The organism is Variovorax rhizosphaerae, assembly GCF_037889975.1.
GTDB classification, from domain to species: Bacteria; Pseudomonadota; Gammaproteobacteria; order Burkholderiales; family Burkholderiaceae_C; genus Variovorax; species Variovorax rhizosphaerae.
Map to the genome: position 1 here is coordinate 74,790 of NZ_JBBKZT010000024.1, position 19,162 is coordinate 93,951.

The following is a 19,162-nucleotide window of genomic DNA, read 5'->3' on the forward strand; positions in this document are numbered from 1 at the left end:
GCGCGGCCTGCTCAGGCTTCGCGCTGCTCCGCGTGGACGAGCGTGAACAGCCCGACGTCGACCCGGCCGCTGCGAAAGCCCGCTTCGCAATAGCACAGGTAGTACTCCCACAGGCGCCGGAACGAGGCATCGAAACCCTGCGTGCTGATGGTCGGCCATGCCTGCAGGAAGCGTGTGCGCCACGCCACCAACGTGTCCGCATAGCTCGGCCCGAAGGCATCCGTGCGCACCATCTCCAGGCCGGCGCGCTGCGCCTGGTCTCGCATGGCGGACACCGATGGCAGCATGCCGCCGGGAAAGATGAAGCGCTGGATGAAGTCGGTGTTGCGCCGGTAGTGCCCGAAGCCTTCGTCCGAGATCGAGATCACCTGCAGCACCGCCTTGCCGCCCGGGCGCAGGCGCTTGCGCAGCGTGTCGAAGTAGACGGGCCAGTAGCGTTCGCCCACGGCTTCCAGCATCTCGATGGAGACGATGTGGTCGTACTGGCCCTCCACGTCGCGATAGTCCTGCAGGCGCAGGTCAATGCGGTCCTGAAGCCCTTGCGCCTCGACGCGCTGGCGGGCATGTGCCAGCTGTTCGCGCGACAGTGTCAGCCCCGTGACTTCGGTGCCCCGCGCCTTGGCCATCGCCAGCGCCAGCGCGCCCCAGCCGCAGCCGATCTCCAGCACCTTGTCGCCGTCTTTCAGGTCCAGCAGCGCAATGATCCGGTCGAGCTTGGCCGCCTGCGCCTGCTCCAGGGTTTCCTCGCCGCTCGCGTAGATGCCGCTCGAATAGATCAGCCCAGGGTCCAGCCACTGCGCATAGAAATCGTTGCCCATGTCGTAGTGGAAGGCGATGTTGTCGCGGCTGCCCCGGCGCGTGTTGGAACGCGCCAGGTGAAAGAGCCGGCCGAGCCAGCCGAAGGGCAAGGATGCGTCCAGCGTGCTGCCCCAACTGCTTTCGTTGCGCAGGCCGAAGAGCAGGAGCGCGGCGAGGTCAGGCGTCGACCAGTCGCCGTCGCGGTAGGACTCGGCAAAGCCCAGGTCGCCTCGCAGCAGCAGGCGAAGCATGGGGCGCCAGCGATGCAACTGGATCGACACGTGCGGTCCCGCGGTCGCGCCGTGGGCTTCCACGGTATTGCCGTCGGGCAAGACGACGCTGAGCGAGCCGTGGCTGACGTTGCGCAGCAACCCGGTGAGCAATCGTCGCAGTGGCGCGACGCTGCCCGAGCGCTTCGAAGGCAGGCTGGCAGGAGAGGTAGCGGGTGTGTTCATGCGTCTTCTGGTTTGACGAGGGGCGCGGATGAGCGAGGCGCGCCGGGGTGCGTGTGCAGCGGAATGCCCTTCAGCCAAAGCCGCAACGCTTCCCAGTGAATGGCCGCGATGACTTTCAGCGTGAGCAGAGGGTGCGACAGGAAGATGCGCGCCAGTGCGGTGTCGCGAAGCGGCTCGCGCTTTGCGTCCAGTCGGGCGACGAGCACAGTGCCATCCGCATCCGTGGCGGAGATGCCGATGTCGAGATCGGGCCGCGCCTCGCAAGGCACCTTGACGCGGAATTCGTAGTGCATTTGAAGACCGAGGAAGGGCGAGACGTGCAGCGCCTTGGCGCAGGTCTGCGTGATGCGTTCGTTGCCAGCGTCCTCGGGCGCTATCGGCAGCAGGTAGCTGTGCCGCTCGCCGAAGGTGTTGTTGACCTCGTAGAGGATCGCCAGCAGTGCACCGTCCGGACGATGGCAGAAATACACGCTCAGCGGATTGAAGGCATAGCCCAGGATGCGCGGCATGGTCAGCAACGACACGGGACCGCCTTCGCTCATTCCGGCTTCGCGCAACTTGCAGTCGATGTGCTCCCGCAACCCGCGACCATCGCCGTAGTCACGCTCATGCAGGCTGAAGAGGTTGAAGCGGTTCAACGAAAAGAGCCTCAGACGGCGGCTCAACGCAGGCAACTCATCCAGGTCGACGAGCAGGCTGAACACGCGATAGCGCAGCCGATGGCGCCTGGGACGCAAGCGTTGGTGCATCACGCTGCCCGTGTAGAGCGCCGAGACGGAATCGCTGTTCATGAGGCCTTCGCCGTTGCCGGCTTGATGCGGATGCGCGCTGATTCGCCGGGCACGCTCCATGGTCGGCGCATTCCGCCGAGTTGCTCGGCGACCGCAAGTCCCGCCTGCAGCCCGTCTTCATGAAAGCCCGAACCGAAGTACGCGCCGCAGAACCACGTCTGGTCCTGGCCTTGCAGCGACCAGAGTTCGTCCTGCGCGCGAATGGCCGCGGCGTCGAACACCGGATGCTCATAGTCTTCGGTTCGGATCAGGTGCTCGGCGCGCGGCTCTTGCATCGGGTTGAGCGTGAGGAACAAGGGCACATCCTGCCGGATGGATTGAAGGCGGTTCATCCAGTAGGTCACGCTGAGCGCGTCGCTGCGGCTGCGGTCGGCGGTGTAGTTCCAACTGGACCACACGGCGCGGCGTTGGGGCATCAGCGCGGGATCGCTGTGCAGCACGGCGCGGTTGCGGGTGTAGCCGAAGGCTCCGAGCAGTCGCCGTTCTTCGGCGCTGGCGTCTGGCAACAGTTGCAAGGCCTGGTCGGCATGGGTTGCCACGACGACCTGGTCGAAGCGCTGCCATGCGCCCTGGTCGCGCGTGCGGACCATGGGCCCGGTCGCACTGCGCCGAATCTCCACCACCGGGCTGTTCAGCCGCATCCTCTCGCCCAGGGTGCGCATGAGTCGTTCGACGTATCGCCGGCTGCCGCCCTCCACCGTACGCCACGCCGTGCGATGCCCCAGCTTGAGCAACTGATGGTTCTCGCAGAAGCGCACGAAGGCTTCGGTCGGGTACTGCCCGATGCTCGCTGCCGGCGTCGACCAGATCGCGGCGGCCATCGGATAGAGATGGTCGTCGCGGAAGGCACGGCCATAGCCCTGTTCGTCCAGGTAATCGTCCAGCGGCATCAGGCCGATCCGTGCGGCATCTGCCGGCGCGCGGCGATAGAAGCGGACCAGGTCGCGCAGCATCGACCAGAAGCGCAGGCTGACCAGGTTGCTTCGCTGGGCAAAGAGGCCGCGCAGGTCGGTGCCCGAATACTCCAGCGCCCCGTTGTCCAGGCTCACGGCAAAGGACATTTCCGAGGCCTGCGTCGGCACGTCCAGATGGGCCAGCAGGGCCGTCAGGTTGGGATACGCCGCCTCGTTGAAGACGATGAACCCGGTGTCGACCGGCAGCGTTCCGCCCGGCGCAGGTACATCGACGGTATTGCTGTGGCCGCCGGCCCGGCCTTCGGCCTCGAACACGGTCACCCGATGACGCTGCGAAAGCAGCCAGGCCGCGGAAAGGCCGGAAATGCCGCTGCCGATGACGGCCACGTCCAGGACGGGTGCGTTCGTGTCTGGCGGGAATTCGCCGGGTGCGGGCGCGATGCGCATGAGGACGTCCTTTGAAGCTCGCCCCTTGTACGTTGCGCGCGGGCTTTTGGATTGCTGGATCCGAAAACCGTGTGATCTAATTTCCGCGCAGTGCGTATGAGGGTCATGAACACTGCCCGACAGTCCTCGGCGACGGGATCGAGGTCGAACCGGCTGCGATCGGCCCACCTGTCGATCGTCAAGCCGCAAGAAGATCCACCGATGCCAACCAGCGAGGAACTGACTCAACTCGTCCACGCCGTGGCAACCCACGGCGACCGTCAGGCCTTTGCCGCGCTGTTCAAGCACTTCGCGCCGCGCGTCAAGGCGTACCTGATGCGCGCGGGCAGCAGCGAGGGCCTGGCCGAAGAACTGGTGCAGGAAACCATGATCAGCGTCTGGCGCAAGGCGTCGCTGTTCGATGCCCGCCATGCGGCCGTCTCCACATGGATCTTCACCATTGCGCGGAACCTGCGGGTGGACCACTTCCGTCGCGGCGGCTCCGGCGTGCTGGACGGCATGGGGCAGGAGGGGGCAGAGTTGCCCGACACGGCGCTCCAACCCGACGAAGAAGCAAGCGCCCGCCAGCGCGAACGCGGCGTGCGCGCGGCGATGGCGCAGTTGCCCGCCGAGCAGGTGCAGGTGCTGCACCTGTCCTTTTACGAAGAGCATTCGCACGCCAGAATTGCAGAGGACCTGGGCATCCCGCTGGGCACCGTCAAGTCGCGCGTGCGGCTTGCCGTCACCCATCTGCGTCGCGTGCTCGGCGAGATTTGACCGCCATGATTCAACACCACCCCGACGACGCACTCCTGCTCGGCCATGCGGCTGGACGGCTCGAGAGCGGCCGCGCCCTGGTCGTGGCCAGCCATCTGGAACTCTGCGCGCAGTGCCGCGAGCGTATGCGCCTGTTCGAGGCGATGGGCGGCGCGATGCTGGAAGACGTGGCCCCGGCGGCACTGCCTTCGCAGGCATTGGCGCAGACCTGGGCGGCGATCGATGCGATGGCTGGATCGGAGTCGCCAGTGAGCGAACCTGCGCGCCCGGTCGGCACCCGCCCGGACCTGCCCGCGGGCATGGCGTGGCCGCGTGCGCTGGCGGACTGCCGGGCCTCCCGCTGGCGCTGGATCGCCCCGGGCATGCGCTGGTCGCGCGTGAAGCTGCCTTACGACCCGGCTGCCAACGTCTTTCTGCTTCGCATCGGCGCCGGCAAGTGCCTGCCCGTCCATACGCACAGCGACAACGAACTGACCCAGGTGCTGCATGGGTCATTCCACGATGGCCGCGTCCGGCTCGGCCCGGGCGACTTCGACGAGACCGACCCCAGCATCCTGCACGAGCCCAGGGTGGACGCGCAGGGCGAGTGCATCTGCCTCGCCACCGTGCGCGGAAAGGTGCTGTTCCAGGGAGCGGTCGCGCGCTGGATGGGGGCACTGGTCGGGTTGTAAGGAGGCCGGACAAGTCGCGCGGCGCACTCCCTCGCGGGACCGCTCCTTCGCGAGACTTGCGCAAAGCCTCCCTTTCAAGCGCCCCTTGCGAACTTCGCGGTCAGGAAGCATGCGGCGCCCGCGGCCACAGCCGTGACGAAAGTGCCCCAGACGAGGTCCGCCGCCGTCACGTGCCATGGCCAATCCTTGAGCGTGGCCTGGTTGGTGAGGTCGTAGGTGGCGTAGGCGATCAGGCCGAACAGGGCGCCGAGGTACAGCGCCTTGGACCATTCGCCGTCCGGCAATGCGGGTGCGACCGCGAATACCACCACCCCGATGAAGTAGAGGACGTAGAACAGGATGGCCGGCGCAGGGTCGAAGCTTTCGCGCATCAGGTGGGCGAGCGCGGGCCGGTACAGGCGGTCCGCCATGGTCGTGAGCCATATCGCGTCCAGTGCCAGGAAGATCACCGCGACGGCTGCATAGGCGATGGCGAACTGTCGAACGTTCATGGCAGTGCTTTCCTTGACGCCCGTCTGCGCGGGCAGGTTGTTTCATCGGATTCGATAGCTGAGCGTGCGCCCGCCGGCCACTGTCGAGTCCAGGCCGATCCACTCGTCCTGTGCCGAATACCAGACGTCGACGGGTTGCGGCGGGCCGCTGATGCGCCAGCGCGTCGCGGCCACCATCTTGCCGCGCACGGGGATTTCGCCCGCGCCCATCCGTCGGATCTGCACTTCTTCGAGTTCACCCGTTTGCGCGTTGAGAAGCCGGGTCTGCGAGCGGATCGACGGGTTCCAGTACGCGAAGCTCATCACGCAACCCGGCAGCGCGCGAGCCTTGCCGGCATTGGTGGACACGAGCAGGCTGTCATCCTCCGGTTTGCTTCGGACCTGAATGGCCTTGCCGTCGTCGTCGGTGGTGGCATCGAGCGCCTTGAGGCAATTGCCGCGCCATTGCTCGCTTGCGTGGTGACGGTACCGGTATGCCGTGATGCCCACGAACTTGACCGTGAAGTTCGCGTCGCTGGTCACCTTGCGCGCATCGCCCGATGCCACGACGCTGAACCTGTGCTCGCCAATCGGCTCGCCGTCCAGGAGCGCGACGAAGTCCCATGTGCCGCCGGTCGGCGCGGCAGCGTTCGCATGAAAGCTTGCGGTCAGCAGCGCTACGACCCCCATGCGATGCAACGGTTGCAACTTCATGCGGATCCCTTGCGTGGCGGGCCGGGGACAAAGGCGCGAGTCCGGGCCATGTAGTCGCGGTAGGCAGGGCGGCGCTCGCCGATATCCTTTTCAAGAAGGCTCACACCGCTGACTTTCAGCAGCAGTACCGTCATCAGGACGGGCGACACCACGGTCCATGCACCGGCCCATCCCGCGCCGCCCAGCGCCAGCAGCCAGAAGCCCCACCAGATGCACGCCTCGCCGAAGTAGTTGGGATGCCGGCTGAACCGCCACAGGCCACGGTCCATCACCTGCCCGGCATGGGCAGTGCCTGCCTTGAAGCGCGACATCTGTGCATCGGCCACCGCTTCATAGACGATGCCGAAGGCCGCTAGGGCGATGCCCATGAAATCCAGGACGTTCAGCCCACGTCCCGCCGCCATGCCGGCGAGAAACGGCGTCGCCACCACCCACGCCAGCACGGCTTGCAAACCGAAGACGAGATAAAGACTCTTGAGCGCGAAACCCGGTTCGTTGCGTGCGCGGATCTGCTGGTATCGGCGATCCTCGCCATGTCCCCAGTTGCGCACGGTGACATAGATGCCAAGTCGAAGTGCCCACGCCAGAACCAGGGCCAGCATGGCCAGCCCCCGTGTGCCCGGTGCAGGAAGCCAGGCAAACCAGGCCAGGGCTGCGCTGGCGATGAAGGCGCCCCACAAGCGATCGACCAGGCTCGCGTCGCGTCGCGCCACGCTGACGAGCCAGGTGATCACGCTCAGGCAAACAATCGGCAAGAGGCCGACCAGCGCAACATGAAGCGACGACTCATGCACGGCGCACTCCCGGCGCCACACCGTCGAAGCGCATCGACAGGCGTATCAGCGCGGGCATAGCCAGCGCCCAGATGCAGGCCAGCGTCACCAGCGCCGGCGTCGTGTGGATGAACGCGGCGCCACCCAGCCGGACGCCCGAGGCAAACGAGGCCGGCCCAGCCACTGCCGCGATGATCGCCGTGAGCCACCAGCGGCGGCGCAGCCATCGCAAGGTCACGTTGAGGGCGATGGCCAACAAGCCCCACATCGCCACCATCCAGTAAGGGGCGAAGCGAGTATCGGGCTGGCCGGAAGGGTAGCTGACGTTGCCCTGCAAGGCGATGAAGGTCTCGACCACGAGACCGATGGCGCAGGCCGCGGCCACCAGCTTGAGCTCTTCCCACGGGCGTTCGGAGATGCCGACATGCCACGCGATCGCCGCGATCACGCAGGCCGTGCCAAGCAAGGGTGCCTGATGGGCCGCGCCCAGCACCGCAGCGAACCAGGCCGACTGGAACACAACCAGGTTGGCAAGCTGACGGGTGCGCGTCGGCCGCAAGACCATGGCGGTGTACGGCTCAAGTCTCGCGTCGGCGCGCCAGGGCAAGGTCATGCGCGCTTCTCGAACAGGTAGTGGCTCACCCACCATCGCTGTCCCGCGTCGAAGCCGAACAGTTCCGATACAGACAGGAAGAACAAGCGCCAGCGCGTCCACCAGATCGCGGCGCCAGGTCCGTAGGTGTCATGGAACAGCGGAAGGATCTGGTCATGCCGATCGTCCATGTTGCGCAGCCAGGCCTCGGCCGTGCGCTGGTAGTGCCGGCCGTCCCATCGCCAGCGCTGAAGCAGGCGCAGATCGTCCTGGCAATGCAGCGCGAGATCGTCGCTGGGCATCATGCCGCCGCTGAAGAAATACTTGCTCATCCAGTCGCTCGCATCGCGTTCGACGAAGGGGTAGGGTGCGTCGCGGTGCGCAAACACGTGCATGAAGAAGCGGCCCTCCGGCTTCAGCCACCGCGCCACGTTGGCAAGGGCCTGCGGCCAGTTGCGCAGGTGCTCGAACATCTCGACGGACACCACGCGGTCGAAGCGATCGTCGGTGTCGAACACGTTGAAGTCGCGGGTCAAAACGCGCACGTTGTCGAGCCCCGCACTGCGTGCTTGCGCCTCGATGAATTGGCGCTGCGAATGGGAATTCGACAGCGCCGTGATCCGACTTCCCGGATACTGCCTGGCCATCCACAGCGTGAGCGATCCCCAGCCGCAACCCAGTTCCAGGATGTCCTGGCCGTTCTCGAGGCCCGCGCGCTCGCAGGTGGTCGCGAGCGCGGCGGCTTCTGCATCGTCCAGCGTGTCAACCCCGTCGGGCCAATAGGCGCTGCTGTACTTGCGGTGGCTGCCCAGCACGTTGGCAAAGAAGGCGGCCGGCAGTTCGTAGTGCTGCTGGTTGGCCATCTCAGGCCGGGGTGCCAGTTCCGCCCCGTGCATGGCCTGCACGAAATCCTGTGTCCGCGTCGCGGTCAACTCCGCATCACTGCTTTTCAGTTCTGCAAGCCGTGCGTCGAGCAGGCGGCGAATGCCGATGCGAACGACGCGGTCCGGCACGAGGCCCTGCTCGATCCAATGGATGGCGACAGCGGTGTTGGCGGGCATGCGTCTACCTTGTGTTGCGGCACAGACAGCGTGCCGTTCAAGGGGTGTGTACGCACGGAAGCGGCGGCTGGATCACTTTCCGCTCGGGGGGACCGGCCTGTCCGCGAACAGATTCGCCAAGGTCGGGCGCAAGCGCGCCGAGGTGTCTGGCCGCTCTCAGCGGGTGTTGTCGGAAACCGAGATGGGCCCTCGGGCGAAATAGATCTCGAAGTGCAGCGGCCGGATGGAGGTCGAAGACCCGTACTTCTCGCTGAAGTCCTTCAGGATGAACTTGGGTGAGGCGAGCCGCGCATTCACCAGTTCCAGCAATGCATTGCCGTACTGTTTGCACTCTTCGGCCTTGAAGCAGCGCAACTGGTTTTCAGGGGGTGGCGCATCAATCAACTCGATGCCCGGCACGACAACCGGCATGTTGTCGACGCGACCGGCTTCGACGCGAAGCTCCAGGGCGCGGGCAGCGGCGCGTTGCGACTCTTCGGCAATGTGAAAGTAGATGCGCGGCGACACGCTCGCGGCGTAGCTGAGCTTGTTCACCTGTTGCGCGATCGAGCTCTGCGCCTCTTCGATCTTTTTCCGGGTCTCGCCGCTGACCGGTGCTGCGGCATACGCATGGCGCAGTTGGTCAAGTTCGCTGCTGATCACGGCGAGCGACGACTCCAGCACCTTGCGCTTCGCCTCCGTCTCATCCAGCGATATCTGCAGCTTGTCCGCGGCCGCGGCCGCGTTCGCAGTCTCGCGAATGGCGATGTTGCGGTCGACGTAGGCCGAGTACGCGTTGAACCCGGCAAGGATGAATAGCAGCGAGGAGACTGCGAACGCCCACTTGAAGAGCCTGTCACGGCGACCCTTTTCGACGGCGACTTCGAGATGCGCCTTGAGTTCCTGCTCGTGCAACCGTTCTTGTTCCTCGCGGCTGCGAGCGTCGGCCTCTTCCTGAATTTGCAGTTCGTGCGCAGCGACGCTGGCATCCATCAATGCCTGGACGCGATCCCAGCCGCCGCCGTAGCGATCGGCCCAGGCCGGCGTGCGCCGTCGCAGCCAGTTGGTGCGCTCCTCGGTGGTGGCTGGCGACAGCACATTGCGCACGTTGCGGTCGAAGCTGTCGGCCTGCACCAGCAGCGAGCGCCAGACCAGGCCATTGCGAAATTCCTTCTCCAGCCAGCCCTGGACTGGATCGGCCAGCGCTTTCCAACAGCGAATCAGCGCCTCGTGGCCGATGTCGATACCTTGACCGTCGTCGAGGGTTTGCGTGTCGGCAGGCGTGCAGCGCGGGGTGAGGAACGAAACACCGTCCATGCGCATCGCGTCGACCACCGGGCGCAGCGTTCCAGGCGTGACGCCGCACACCGCCGCCAGCGCCGCCAGCGTCTGGCGCGGCTGCCGGCGCACCGCGTGGCCTTCGGCATTCTTGGCGGTCAGCGCACGCATCAAGTCTTCGACAAGGCGAGGGTGGCCGGAGGACAGCGCGGCACGGGCCACGGTATCGGCATGGCGCGACAGCATCCCGCCCAAGCCATCGGCCGGGTATTGATCCAGCGTAAGGCGCCAGCCCTCCGTGTCAGGCGTGGCAGGGCTCATCAGCATCAGCGCATGCTGCACCAGCGGAAGGCCGTCCGGTCCTTGCGCATCGAGCGCCAGGCGTTCGGCCAGTGCCGGCTCGACCTCACCGCCATACAGGCCCGCAGGCTCCCGGATCGCCCGCAGCAGGTCGGCCGTGCCCATGGGAGGCAGCAGGTATTGATGCTTGTTGACGGCTTCGGCCAAGCCTGGAAAATGAGCGCAGGCGCCGAGGTATTCCGAGCGCATCGTCACCGCCAGGTACAGCCCGCGCGGCGGTGTGACGGCCATCGCCACCAGGAAATCCGTCAGGCCCCGCGCCTCGGCCTCGCCGCCTGCCATGCGCGCATGCTCGAACAGTTCCTCGAATTGATCGATGAGCAGGCACAAGTGATCGTCATCACCCTCCAGCAACAGGTCGGCCAGTGCCTGCGGGGCACGGCCGCCCAGGTTGAGCGCGCGGCGGAGCGCGAAGACGTGCGCCTCGTCGCCAGCGCGGCCGTCGAGGTCGGCCAGCGCCACGGCGAGTTGCCGCAGCGGGCCGCCGCCGGGCAGCGCCACGCAGGTGCGCCAGCGGTTGCCGCCGAGGGATTGCTCCTGGTGCAGCCGTGGCAGCACGCCGGCGCGGATCAAGGAGCTCTTGCCCGCACCCGAATCACCATGGACGACCACCATGTGCTTTTTCAGGAGGCTGGCCACCACCGCGTCGACCATGCGCTCGCGACCGAAGAAGATCGGCCACTCGGACATTTCGAACGGACGCAAGCCGGGGTACGGCCCCAGCGGCAGCACGAGCGCAACGGCGTCGTCGTCCGACATCGGATCAGCCCCCCGCCGTCCCGGCCCGGGCCTGCAACCATTGCTGGACCACCGGCACCACCTGCCCTCCGACGGCATCGAGCCATTCGGTCTGCAGGATCCGCGCGTTGGTGCGCCGCTGCGGCGTGGCCAAGGCCGCGCCGGTGGTGTCGAGCAGGCCGCACGGCAGCAGCCGATTGCTGCGCTCCCGTGCCGATTGACGGTCGAACTTGCCGACCGTTGCCAAGTCCGCATCGAGCGTCGGACTGGCCGGCGTGCCCAGCAACAGTAACGCATCGCAACCCGCAAGCTCTTCCACCCGCCGCTCCCGCTGTGCCTCGCGCCGCATGGGGTCGCGCTCGACCGGGTCCGGTATGGCTGGCAGCACGGCAAAGCCGCCGTCCTGCAACTTGCCTGCGGTCTGCTCCCACTCGGCCTGTTGCTCGCTGCGGCCGTGCAGGTAGAGCATCTGGCCCGCCGCGCCGCCCAGGCGCTGCGCGTCGGCTAGCGCCGAGCGCAGCCGGTCGCACTCGGCCTTGACGTCGTCGAGCCGGTTGTACAGGACCCGCGCCAGGTCCAGCACGGATTCACGCACGCGGCTGTCGAAGCCTTGCTGCCACTGCGTCCAGCCCAGTGGCCGGGCGCCCCGCTGCGCCCCGTCGTGAAACAGATGCCCGAGCAGCGGTTCGCCCGCCCGGTCGGCCAGTTCCTGGGGCCACTTTCCGTCCTTCCAGTCCGCCGCGAGCACCGGCCAGACCTTGACCATCTCCAGGCGACCGGTGGCGGAAATGCCCAATTCCGCCTGCTTTTTCAGCCACCACTGGCGCTCGTCCGCGCACCACTTCGAGGCCTGGTAGTCCGGCGACATCAGCACCAGCAGCACCGCGGCGGACTGCACCTGCGCCTCCAGTTGCTCGGCCAGCGGCAATGCGGCATCGAGGCGGCGACCCGGCTCTCCCTCGGCATCGATGAACAGCGACAGCGCATCGCGAAACGCCCGGTCGGCACGCAATTCCTCCCGCAAGGCTCGCACGAAGGCCAGCGACCAATGCTGCAGCGACGGTTCGCCGCGCGCATCGGAACCGTGGCTGTAGCTGACAAAAATGTCGTGCTGGAAGGGGAGGCCGCAGTAGCTCAAGGTAGTGGGCAACAAGGGTCGATCGGGTTTCGATCATCGGTGGGGCGCCCTTGCGAAGCAATCCCCGCGGCGGCGCAGGCTCCTCTGTTCGAGGGATGCGGGGCATGGCAACGCCAATCCGTCCGATGGGGTGAAGGTCCCGTCATCTGGTGTCTTGGCCCCGGATTCGCTCTTCGCATCCTTGCACGGCCAGTGCGGCTTGCGGCGCGGCGTCAATGATCGCGCCTTCGCCAAAGCCCGCAGTCGCTTGTACATGCCAGCGCTCAATGGGCTCAATGACACCCTGCTGGCTCGCGTCGAGCAGGCCGGCTTGCATAACGATAGTCCGGTCGGATGATGATCAGTGCTTCAGATCCAGAATGAGGTAGAAGCCACGCAGAGGCGCAATTACCCCGCCTCGTCGCTGCCCAGACAGACGTTCTTCAAGCGCTTATGAGAAAAGAAATGGGCTGTTCAATCGTATATAGGAAACGGAGAATTACTCGTATTCAGTCCATAGATCTTCTTGATGACCGCCACTGCATTTCTTTCTTCCTCGTCGGCCGTTAGTTGTTTATTATTGAATGTCGCCGGAAATTTCTTCTTTCCATCATAGGTCGCGCCCTTGTATTCGTCATTCTTGTGATTTCCGAACAAGGCCACAACGAGAGATCCGTTAAATACAACAACGAATATCCTGGTGCCGCCGGATTTGTGTTCCTTGAACAGTTGCCCCTCGTATGCGAGTTGACCTTGGAGGTGATCATTTGGGTCTCTTGCGACATCGTCGATCAGCCGACGAATGATATCTTCGTCGAGATGAGCCTTTAGCAAATTGTCGACGCGCGGAGGTATCCAGATACGCAACATTTCAGAACTCCTTTGTTTTGACCCTTGGAGTCGAGCCTGTATTTTTGCCGGCCCGATCGGTTTTCGAGATGAGCCTTTCAAATGAATTTTTGCCGAGACACTTTGGAGCATCTTGTCGAAAACAAGCATTGCGCCTTTGCGGCGGGTGAATCGCCGCAAAAGACCACGGTCTTCCTTGCGGCTCATCACGGAACTTGGCGCAATGGACCTGCTTGAGAAAGTCGGTGGCCCCTCGCAGGATAATGCCGTTTTGGCGTCCTTGTCGTTGAATCAAATGCACGCCTTGGTTCGCATTTTCCGGGGCGGCCCTTAATGTGAGTTCTGGAACTGGCTCTTGAATTCCGTTTCGCATTACCGAGCACTCACGTGCTGCCCTGTGCCGTAGTTAATTGGCAAGTTGGTACTGTTCGCGTCGGTGAGCACGCGATGCGGGTTGGTTTGACCCACCTGCCGGACGAGGTCTCTCAAGCCCTGTTGGAAGAAGCGCTGGCGTGTGCCGAGGGTGTGGTTCCATGCGCGAACGCCTGACTGTCGGACGCGCAGCAGCATGCGCGTCGGCTGCCCGTGCTTCGCAAGTTGCGGGTCGCACTGCCGTTGCGCCCGGATTGGAACGCGACCCAAGGCATCGGATGCATGCTCGATCCGCACGCAGAGGACGAGCCCGACTGCGTCCGGCGCCAACGATCAGATCGCCAAGGACGGCATCTTCGCCAACAGCTTGTCCAGCGTCACCGGGTAGTCGCGCACCCGCACGCCGGTGGCGTTGTAGACGGCATTCGCCACCGCCGCACCCACGCCGCAGATGCCCAGCTCACCCACGCCCTTGGCCTTCATCGGCGAGGAGATGGCGTCCGTCTCATCCAGGAAGATGACTTCCTGGTGCGGGATGTCGGCATGCACCGGTACCTCGTAGCCGGCCAGATCGTGGTTGACGAAGTAGCCGAGGCGCTTGTCGACGGCCAGTTCCTCCATCAATGCCGCGCCCACGCCCATCACCATCGCGCCGATGACCTGGCTGCGCGCGGTCTTCGGGTTCAGGATGCGGCCCGCTGCGCACACGGCCAGCATGCGGCGCACGCGGACCTCGGCGGTGTAGGCATCCACGGCCGCCTCGATGAAGTGCGCGCCGAAGGTGGACTGCTGGTACTGCTTGCTCAGTTCCGCGAACTCGATGGTGTCCTCGGCCACGATGGCGTTGTCGCCGGCCACCTGCGCCAGCGGCAGGCTTCGGCCCCCCGCACTGACCATGCCACCCGCAAAGCTGGCGCCGGCCACGTCGAGTCCCGCGCGTTGGGCCACGGCTTCGCGCAGCTTCACGCAGGCCGCGTACACGCCGGCTGTGGAGCAGTTGCCGCCCCATTGCCCGCCCGATCCGGAGGACACCGAAAAGGACGAGTCGCCGAGCCGCACCGCCACCCGCTCCAGCGGCACGCCCATCATCTCGGCGGCGGTCTGCGCAATGATCGTGTAGCTGCCGGTGCCGATGTCGGTCATGTCGGTTTCCACCGTCACCATGCCGCGCCCGTCCAGCCGCACCCTTGCGCCCGACTTCATGACCTGGTTGTTGCGGAACGCGGCGGCCATGCCGGTGCCGATCCACCAGCGTCCTTCACGGCGCTGCGCCGGCTTGGCACTGCGCTGCGCCCAGCCGAATTTCTCCGCGCCGATGCGCATGCAATCGATCAGGCGGCGCTGCGAGAACTTGCGCTCCGGCTTGGCCGGGTCGACTTGCGTGTCGTTCAGCACGCGCAACTCGATCGGGTCGATGTCCAGCTTCTCGGCCAGTTCGTCGATGGCGATCTCCAGCGCCATCAGGCCCGGCGCTTCGCCGGGTGCGCGCATCGCGTTGCCTTCGGGCAGGTCGAGCGTGGCAAGCCGAGTGCCGGTCAGGCGGTTTTCGCCGGCATAGAGCCACAGCGTCTGCTGCACGGCGTTCTCTGGCTTGCCGCCGACGAGGTTGCCGGACCAGCTCTCATGGCCGATCGCCGTGAGCTTGCCCTGCTTCGTTGCGCCGAGCCGGATGCGCTGGATGGTCGCCGGCCGGTGCGTCGAGTTGTTGGCCATCAGCGGACGCTGCATCGCCACCTTCACCGGCCGCCGCGCCGCTCGCGCGCCCAGCGCGGCGAGCAGGGCGTCCGCGCGCAGGAACAGCTTGGCGCCGAAGCCGCCGCCGATGTAGGGCGAGATCACGTGCACCTTGTCGCGGCCGATGCCCAGCGTGGTGGCGAGCTCCTTGGCGTTCCAGTCGATCATCTGGTTCGACGTCCACACGGTGAGCTTGTCCCCGTTCCAGGCGGCGGTGGTGGCGAAGGGCTCCATCATCGCGTGCGAATGGTCGGGCGTGGTGTAGGTCGCGTCGAGCTGGACCTCGGACTTGGCGAAGGCGCCGGCAAAGTCACCGATGGTGCTGTTGCGGTCGGTGGTCTTGCGATCGGTCGCGGCCCGCGCATCGGCCAGGTCGAAGCTGCCGTCGGCGCGGGCGTATGCCACCTGGACCCGCTGCGCTGCGGCCCGGGCCTGCTCGAAGGTTTCGGCCACCACCAGTGCGATCGCCTGGTGGTAATGCTCGATGTTCGGCCCGCCCAGCAGCTTCGCCGTGTTGTAGTCGCCCTTGCCCAGCTTGCCGGCGTTGTCGGCCGTGACGATGGCGAGCACGCCGGGCGCGGCCTTGGCCGAGCTCAGGTCCATGGAGGTGATGCGGCCCTTGGCGATCGACGCGCCAACGATGTAGCCGTAAGCCGCGTCGGGCGCCACGTCATGCCGCTCGTAGGCATAGGGTGCGGTGCCGGTGGTCTTGAGCGGGCCGTCGATGCGGTCCGTCGCATGGCCGACGACCTTGAGCTGGTCGATCGGGTTGGTGGTGGCGGGGGTGTCGAATTTCATCGCTCAGCTCCTGGCTTCCGTCAGCACCGCGTCGAGCGTGCGCTCGACCAGCGTCAGCTTGAATTCGTTCTGCTCGGTCGGCCTGGCGCCGGCGAGCAGGGCGGCGGCAACGGCGCTGGCGCCACGCGGCATCTGTGCCTCGGCCGATTCGAGCCGCCAGGGCTTGGGCGCCACGCCGCCCAGTGCCACACGCCCGGTGCCGTCACGCTGCACGATGGCCGCGACCGACACCAGCGCGAAGGCATAGGACGCCCGGTCGCGCACCTTCTGGTAGATGTGCTTGCCGCCGATGGGCGCGGGCAGCGTGACCGCGGTGATGAGTTCGCCGGGCATGAGCGCGTTCTCGACATGTGGCGTGGCGCCGGGCAGCCTGTGGAAGTCGGCGATCGGAATGGTGCGGCGCGTGCCGCCGGGGCGCATCGTCTCGACGCTCGCGTCGAGCGCGCGCATGGCGACCGCCATGTCGCTCGGATGCGTGGCGATGCAGGCGCCGCTGGCGCCGACCACCGCAAGCTGCCGGCTCACACCGGTGATGGCGGCGCAGCCGCTGCCGGGCTTGCGTTTGTTGCAGGCCTGGTTGGTGTCGTAGAAGTAGGGACAGCGCGTGCGTTGCAACAGGTTGCCGGCGGTGCTTGCCTTGTTGCGCAATTGCGCCGAGGCGCCGGCCAGCAACGCGCGCGAGAGCACGCCGTAGTCGCGCCGAACGCGCGCGTCCGCGGCCAGGTCGGTGTTGCGCACCAGTGCGCCGATGCGCAGGCCGCCATCCTTCGTGGGCTCGATCTTGTCGAAACCCAGGCCGTTGACATCGATGAGATGCGGGGGTGCCTCGATCTCCAGCTTCATCAGGTCGAGCAGGTTGGTGCCACCAGCGATGAATCGTGCGTTGGGCGTGGTCGAGGCCGCAGCCACCGCCTGCGCGGGCGAGGTCGCGCGTTCATAAGTGAAGGCTCTCATGTCCTCACCCCCGCCACTTCGGAGATCGCGTCTGCGATGTTGCTGTAGGCGCCGCAGCGGCAGATGTTGCCGCTCATGCGCTCGCGGAACTCGACGGTCGACATCTGCGGCGCGCCGTTCAGGTCGGCCGTGACGTGGCTCGGAATGCCTTGCGCCATTTCGCCCAGCATGCCCACCGCCGAGCAGATCTGCCCCGGCGTGCAGTAGCCGCACTGGAAGCCGTCATGCTTGACGAAGGCCGCCTGCATCGGGTGCATGTTGCCGGGCTGGCCGAGCCCCTCGATGGTTGTGACCTTGGCGCCCTCGTGCATCACGGCCAGCGTCAGGCATGAATTGATTCGGCGCCCGTCCAGCATCACGGTGCAGGCGCCACACTGGCCATGGTCGCAACCCTTCTTCGTGCCGCTGAGGTGCAAGTGCTCGCGCAACGCATCCAGGAGAGTGGTGCGGGTGTCGATCAGCAGGCGCTCGGATTTGCCGTTGACGATCAGCGTGACCGCGATGGGCACCGGCTCGCCGGAGGCGCGAGCCGGTGCAGCCTTGGCAGTCACCGCCACCGCCATCGCCGGCACTGCGGTGGTTGCAGCGCCGGCCTTCAGCAGGCCGCGCCGGGAAATCGTGAACTCATCGGGGTGTGTCATGTTCGTGTTCCTTCGTCCGTTGTGCCGACTGGGCCGACTGGGCGCTGCGCCGCGATGGACCGTGGCGCAACTGCACGCCCGGTCAGGACAGCCGAACTTGCAAACAACTGTAGGTCTGCGCTGTCGTGGCCACTAGTGCGTGCAAGCTTGAAGGACTGGCAAGTTGCTGTTGATAATGAACCGGGAAGGAAGCAACCCATGCCCATCAACGAACTGCGCGCCATCGCGACTTTTGCCAAGGCTGCCGAACTCGGCAGCCTGCGGCAGGCGGCCGCCGCACAGGGCATGACGCCGCAGGCGGCGAGCCAGGCCCTGGCGCAACTGGAGCGCTATCTTGGCGTGCGGCTGTTCCATCGCACCACGCGAAGCCTTTCGCTCACCGACGAGGGCCGGCAATTCCTGGAGGGCGCGCAGCCAGCGCTGCTTGGCATGCAGCGGGCGCTGCTCATGGCACGGCAGTCGAAGGACGAGATCGCCGGTCCGTTGCGCATCGTCGGCCCGCATTCGATCTTTGCGCCCGTGTTGTGGCCGGTGCTCGACGAGTTCTGCCGCCTTCACCCGGAAGTCCTGCCCGACGTGCAACTGGACGACCGCATCGGCAACTGGGTGGACGACCGCGTCGATGTGGGCTTTCGCGTGGGTCCATCACCGGCAGAGGGTGTGATCGCGCGCAAGCTGTTCCCGCTTCAGCTCATCATTTGCGCGGCGCCGGCGTACCTTGCGGCGCATGGTGCGCCAGACAGCTTGCATGCGCTCGCGGCGCATCGCTGCAGTGTGTTTCGCCTCCCGAGTACCGGCAAGATCCTTCCCTGGCGCGTCAAGATGCAGGATGGCATCGTCCCGCACGAAGTCGTTCCGGCGCTGTGCGTCAACGATGAAGCGCTGGAGACCGAAGCCGTGCTGGCCGGTCATGTGGTGGGACTGCTCACCAACGTCGCCGCGGCAGAGCACATTCGCGCCGGGCGCCTCGTGCCCCTGCTCACCGAGCACGTGGCGGACTCGTCCAGCGCCTTCCTGTACTACGGCAGTCGCACCGCCCAACCTGCACGCGTCAGGGCGTTCATCGACCTGGCCGTCCAGCGGCTGGCCAACACGCCGCGCTATGTGCTGACAACGAAGGAGTTGCAGGGTGCGGAGGCAAAAGGGCGCAAGGCGATTCCCCGAAGTTAGGGAGTCTTTGATCAAGCCCCCGCGGACCGCGCATCCTCTGCCCGGGCAGCCTGCGGCGTTGCAAATCCGCGCCGGGCCCGCAATGGAATGGGCGACCAGGGTCTGGGTGAAGTTTCGCGCGCCGGCGTCGCTCATGAAAAATCGCCGCCGATGATTTGTCAGTGGGCGGCGATTCCTTGGCTGTAGCGGACGAGGCGTCCTGCCGTTGGCCCGTGTGCGCGGGCCGATGTCCTACTTGATCAGGAACTTGAACACCCGGTCGGCGAACTTGCCGTACGGGGGCATCATGAACTTCATCGAAGTGAAGCGCGCTTGATAGAACACAGGGCGCATCTTCGAGAAGGTCTCGAAGCCTTCATGCCCGTGGTAGTGGCCCATGCCGGACTCGCCGACACCGCCGAAAGGCAGGTCGTGCTGGCCGACGTGGAACAGCGCATCGTTGACCGACACGCCACCCGACATCACCCGGTCCAGCACTGTCTGGATCACGCGCTTGTCGTAGCTGAACGGATACACCGCCAACGGGCGCGGCCCGGCATTGATGGTGTCGATGACCGTGTCCAGCCGCGCGAAGGTGCGGATCGGCAGGATCGGCCCGAAGATCTCGCGCTGCATCAGCTCGCAGTCTTCCGGTGCGTTGAACACGATGTGCGGCGCGATCTTGCGGATGCTGCGGTCATAGGCCTTGCCCGGCACCAGCTGCACCACCGTGGCGCCGCGCGAACGCGCT

Annotated in this window: 19 protein-coding genes; 3 read left to right on the forward strand and 16 right to left on the reverse strand. The window is 66.0% G+C overall.

The annotated features are described in order from the left end of the window. Positions 1-11 precede the first annotated feature (11 nt). From WKW82_RS33450 to WKW82_RS33460, 3 genes are read right to left on the reverse strand one after another with little or no spacing between them, the layout of a single operon-like run. A complete protein-coding gene (locus tag WKW82_RS33450; RefSeq protein WP_340347271.1) occupies positions 12-1,253 on the reverse strand; it encodes a class I SAM-dependent methyltransferase in 1,242 nt (413 codons plus the stop codon). Beyond that, positions 1,250-2,044: a DUF1365 domain-containing protein gene (locus tag WKW82_RS33455; protein WP_340347273.1), complete on the reverse strand. Its 795-nt coding sequence runs from the start codon at positions 2,042-2,044 to the stop codon at positions 1,250-1,252. Before WKW82_RS33455 ends, WKW82_RS33450 begins: the two co-directional genes overlap by 4 nt. Continuing rightward, positions 2,041-3,405 (reverse strand): NAD(P)/FAD-dependent oxidoreductase, encoded by a 1,365-nt coding sequence (locus WKW82_RS33460; protein ID WP_340347275.1) that lies wholly within the window; start codon positions 3,403-3,405, stop codon positions 2,041-2,043. The genes WKW82_RS33455 and WKW82_RS33460 overlap by 4 nt, the downstream gene beginning before the upstream one ends. A gap of 201 nt (positions 3,406-3,606) precedes the next feature. Here WKW82_RS33460 and WKW82_RS33465 point away from each other — a divergent pair, with 201 nt between their 5' ends. Next, positions 3,607-4,161, forward strand: coding sequence for a sigma-70 family RNA polymerase sigma factor (locus tag WKW82_RS33465; protein ID WP_340347277.1), 555 nt, complete (start codon positions 3,607-3,609; stop codon positions 4,159-4,161). A 5-nt stretch (positions 4,162-4,166) separates the two neighbouring features. Then, positions 4,167-4,832, forward strand: a complete 666-nt coding sequence (locus WKW82_RS33470) for a ChrR family anti-sigma-E factor (protein WP_340347278.1) — start codon at positions 4,167-4,169, stop codon at positions 4,830-4,832. A gap of 74 nt (positions 4,833-4,906) precedes the next feature. Here the strand turns inward: WKW82_RS33470 and WKW82_RS33475 are convergent, their stop codons facing one another. From WKW82_RS33475 to paoA, 12 genes are all read right to left on the reverse strand, one after another. Beyond that, positions 4,907-5,323, reverse strand: coding sequence for a DUF2177 family protein (locus WKW82_RS33475; protein ID WP_340347279.1), 417 nt, complete (start codon positions 5,321-5,323; stop codon positions 4,907-4,909). Between the two features lie 42 nt (positions 5,324-5,365). Further along, entirely contained in the window at positions 5,366-6,016 is a 651-nt protein-coding gene (locus WKW82_RS33480; RefSeq protein ID WP_340347280.1) for a DUF6134 family protein, read from the reverse strand. Then, positions 6,013-6,729, reverse strand: a complete 717-nt coding sequence (locus WKW82_RS33485; RefSeq protein WP_340347282.1) for a DUF1295 domain-containing protein — start codon at positions 6,727-6,729, stop codon at positions 6,013-6,015. Before WKW82_RS33485 ends, WKW82_RS33480 begins: the two co-directional genes overlap by 4 nt. A 73-nt stretch (positions 6,730-6,802) precedes the next feature. Beyond that, the gene (locus WKW82_RS33490) at positions 6,803-7,402 is read right to left on the reverse strand and encodes a DUF2878 domain-containing protein (RefSeq protein WP_340347284.1); all 600 of its coding nucleotides are present in this window, start codon (positions 7,400-7,402) and stop codon (positions 6,803-6,805) included. Next, positions 7,399-8,442, reverse strand: a complete 1,044-nt coding sequence (locus WKW82_RS33495; RefSeq protein WP_340347285.1) for an SAM-dependent methyltransferase — start codon at positions 8,440-8,442, stop codon at positions 7,399-7,401. The genes WKW82_RS33490 and WKW82_RS33495 overlap by 4 nt, the downstream gene beginning before the upstream one ends. Before the next feature lie 156 nt (positions 8,443-8,598). Then, a complete protein-coding gene (locus WKW82_RS33500; RefSeq protein WP_340347287.1) occupies positions 8,599-10,818 on the reverse strand; it encodes an nSTAND1 domain-containing NTPase in 2,220 nt (739 codons plus the stop codon). Between the two features lie 4 nt (positions 10,819-10,822). Next, positions 10,823-11,950 (reverse strand): toll/interleukin-1 receptor domain-containing protein, encoded by a 1,128-nt coding sequence (locus tag WKW82_RS33505; protein WP_340347288.1) that lies wholly within the window; start codon positions 11,948-11,950, stop codon positions 10,823-10,825. Positions 11,951-12,077: 127 nt separating this feature from the next. Continuing rightward, on the reverse strand, positions 12,078-12,251 hold the full coding sequence (locus WKW82_RS33510) for a hypothetical protein (protein WP_340347289.1): 174 nt from the start codon (positions 12,249-12,251) through the stop codon (positions 12,078-12,080). A 137-nt stretch (positions 12,252-12,388) separates the two neighbouring features. Next, entirely contained in the window at positions 12,389-12,970 is a 582-nt protein-coding gene (locus tag WKW82_RS33515; RefSeq protein WP_340347290.1) for a hypothetical protein, read from the reverse strand. Between the two features lie 498 nt (positions 12,971-13,468). Further along, positions 13,469-15,667 (reverse strand): aldehyde oxidoreductase molybdenum-binding subunit PaoC, encoded by a 2,199-nt coding sequence (gene paoC, locus WKW82_RS33520; protein WP_340347292.1) that lies wholly within the window; start codon positions 15,665-15,667, stop codon positions 13,469-13,471. Between the two features lie 3 nt (positions 15,668-15,670). Beyond that, positions 15,671-16,621: an FAD binding domain-containing protein gene (locus WKW82_RS33525; RefSeq protein ID WP_340347293.1), complete on the reverse strand. Its 951-nt coding sequence runs from the start codon at positions 16,619-16,621 to the stop codon at positions 15,671-15,673. Further along, entirely contained in the window at positions 16,618-17,262 is a 645-nt protein-coding gene (paoA, locus tag WKW82_RS33530; RefSeq protein ID WP_340347294.1) for an aldehyde dehydrogenase iron-sulfur subunit PaoA, read from the reverse strand. The genes WKW82_RS33525 and paoA overlap by 4 nt, the downstream gene beginning before the upstream one ends. Positions 17,263-17,460: 198 nt before the next feature. Here paoA and WKW82_RS33535 point away from each other — a divergent pair, with 198 nt between their 5' ends. Beyond that, entirely contained in the window at positions 17,461-18,432 is a 972-nt protein-coding gene (locus tag WKW82_RS33535) for a LysR family transcriptional regulator (protein ID WP_340347295.1), read from the forward strand. A 231-nt stretch (positions 18,433-18,663) separates the two neighbouring features. Here the strand turns inward: WKW82_RS33535 and WKW82_RS33540 are convergent. Further along, a partial coding sequence (locus WKW82_RS33540; protein ID WP_340347296.1) for an aldehyde dehydrogenase family protein occupies positions 18,664-19,162 on the reverse strand: 499 nt, incomplete at its 5' end.

Excerpts from the sequence above, each read along its gene's own strand:
- WKW82_RS33450 (WP_340347271.1), bottom strand. The coding sequence starts at position 1,253 with ATGAACACACCCGCTACCTCTCCTGCCAGCCTGCCTTCGAAGCGCTCG.
- WKW82_RS33455 (WP_340347273.1), bottom strand. The coding sequence starts at position 2,044 with ATGAACAGCGATTCCGTCTCGGCGCTCTACACGGGCAGCGTGATGCAC.
- WKW82_RS33460 (WP_340347275.1), bottom strand. The coding sequence starts at position 3,405 with ATGCGCATCGCGCCCGCACCCGGCGAATTCCCGCCAGACACGAACGCA.
- WKW82_RS33465 (WP_340347277.1), top strand. The coding sequence starts at position 3,607 with ATGCCAACCAGCGAGGAACTGACTCAACTCGTCCACGCCGTGGCAACC.
- WKW82_RS33470 (WP_340347278.1), top strand. The coding sequence starts at position 4,167 with ATGATTCAACACCACCCCGACGACGCACTCCTGCTCGGCCATGCGGCT.
- WKW82_RS33475 (WP_340347279.1), bottom strand. The coding sequence starts at position 5,323 with ATGAACGTTCGACAGTTCGCCATCGCCTATGCAGCCGTCGCGGTGATC.
- WKW82_RS33480 (WP_340347280.1), bottom strand. The coding sequence starts at position 6,016 with ATGAAGTTGCAACCGTTGCATCGCATGGGGGTCGTAGCGCTGCTGACC.
- WKW82_RS33490 (WP_340347284.1), bottom strand. The coding sequence starts at position 7,402 with ATGACCTTGCCCTGGCGCGCCGACGCGAGACTTGAGCCGTACACCGCC.
- WKW82_RS33495 (WP_340347285.1), bottom strand. The coding sequence starts at position 8,442 with ATGCCCGCCAACACCGCTGTCGCCATCCATTGGATCGAGCAGGGCCTC.
- WKW82_RS33500 (WP_340347287.1), bottom strand. The coding sequence starts at position 10,818 with ATGTCGGACGACGACGCCGTTGCGCTCGTGCTGCCGCTGGGGCCGTAC.
- WKW82_RS33510 (WP_340347289.1), bottom strand. The coding sequence starts at position 12,251 with ATGCAAGCCGGCCTGCTCGACGCGAGCCAGCAGGGTGTCATTGAGCCC.
- WKW82_RS33515 (WP_340347290.1), bottom strand. The coding sequence starts at position 12,970 with ATGAGCCGCAAGGAAGACCGTGGTCTTTTGCGGCGATTCACCCGCCGC.
- paoC (WP_340347292.1), bottom strand. The coding sequence starts at position 15,667 with ATGAAATTCGACACCCCCGCCACCACCAACCCGATCGACCAGCTCAAG.
- WKW82_RS33525 (WP_340347293.1), bottom strand. The coding sequence starts at position 16,621 with ATGAGAGCCTTCACTTATGAACGCGCGACCTCGCCCGCGCAGGCGGTG.
- paoA (WP_340347294.1), bottom strand. The coding sequence starts at position 17,262 with ATGACACACCCCGATGAGTTCACGATTTCCCGGCGCGGCCTGCTGAAG.
- WKW82_RS33535 (WP_340347295.1), top strand. The coding sequence starts at position 17,461 with ATGCCCATCAACGAACTGCGCGCCATCGCGACTTTTGCCAAGGCTGCC.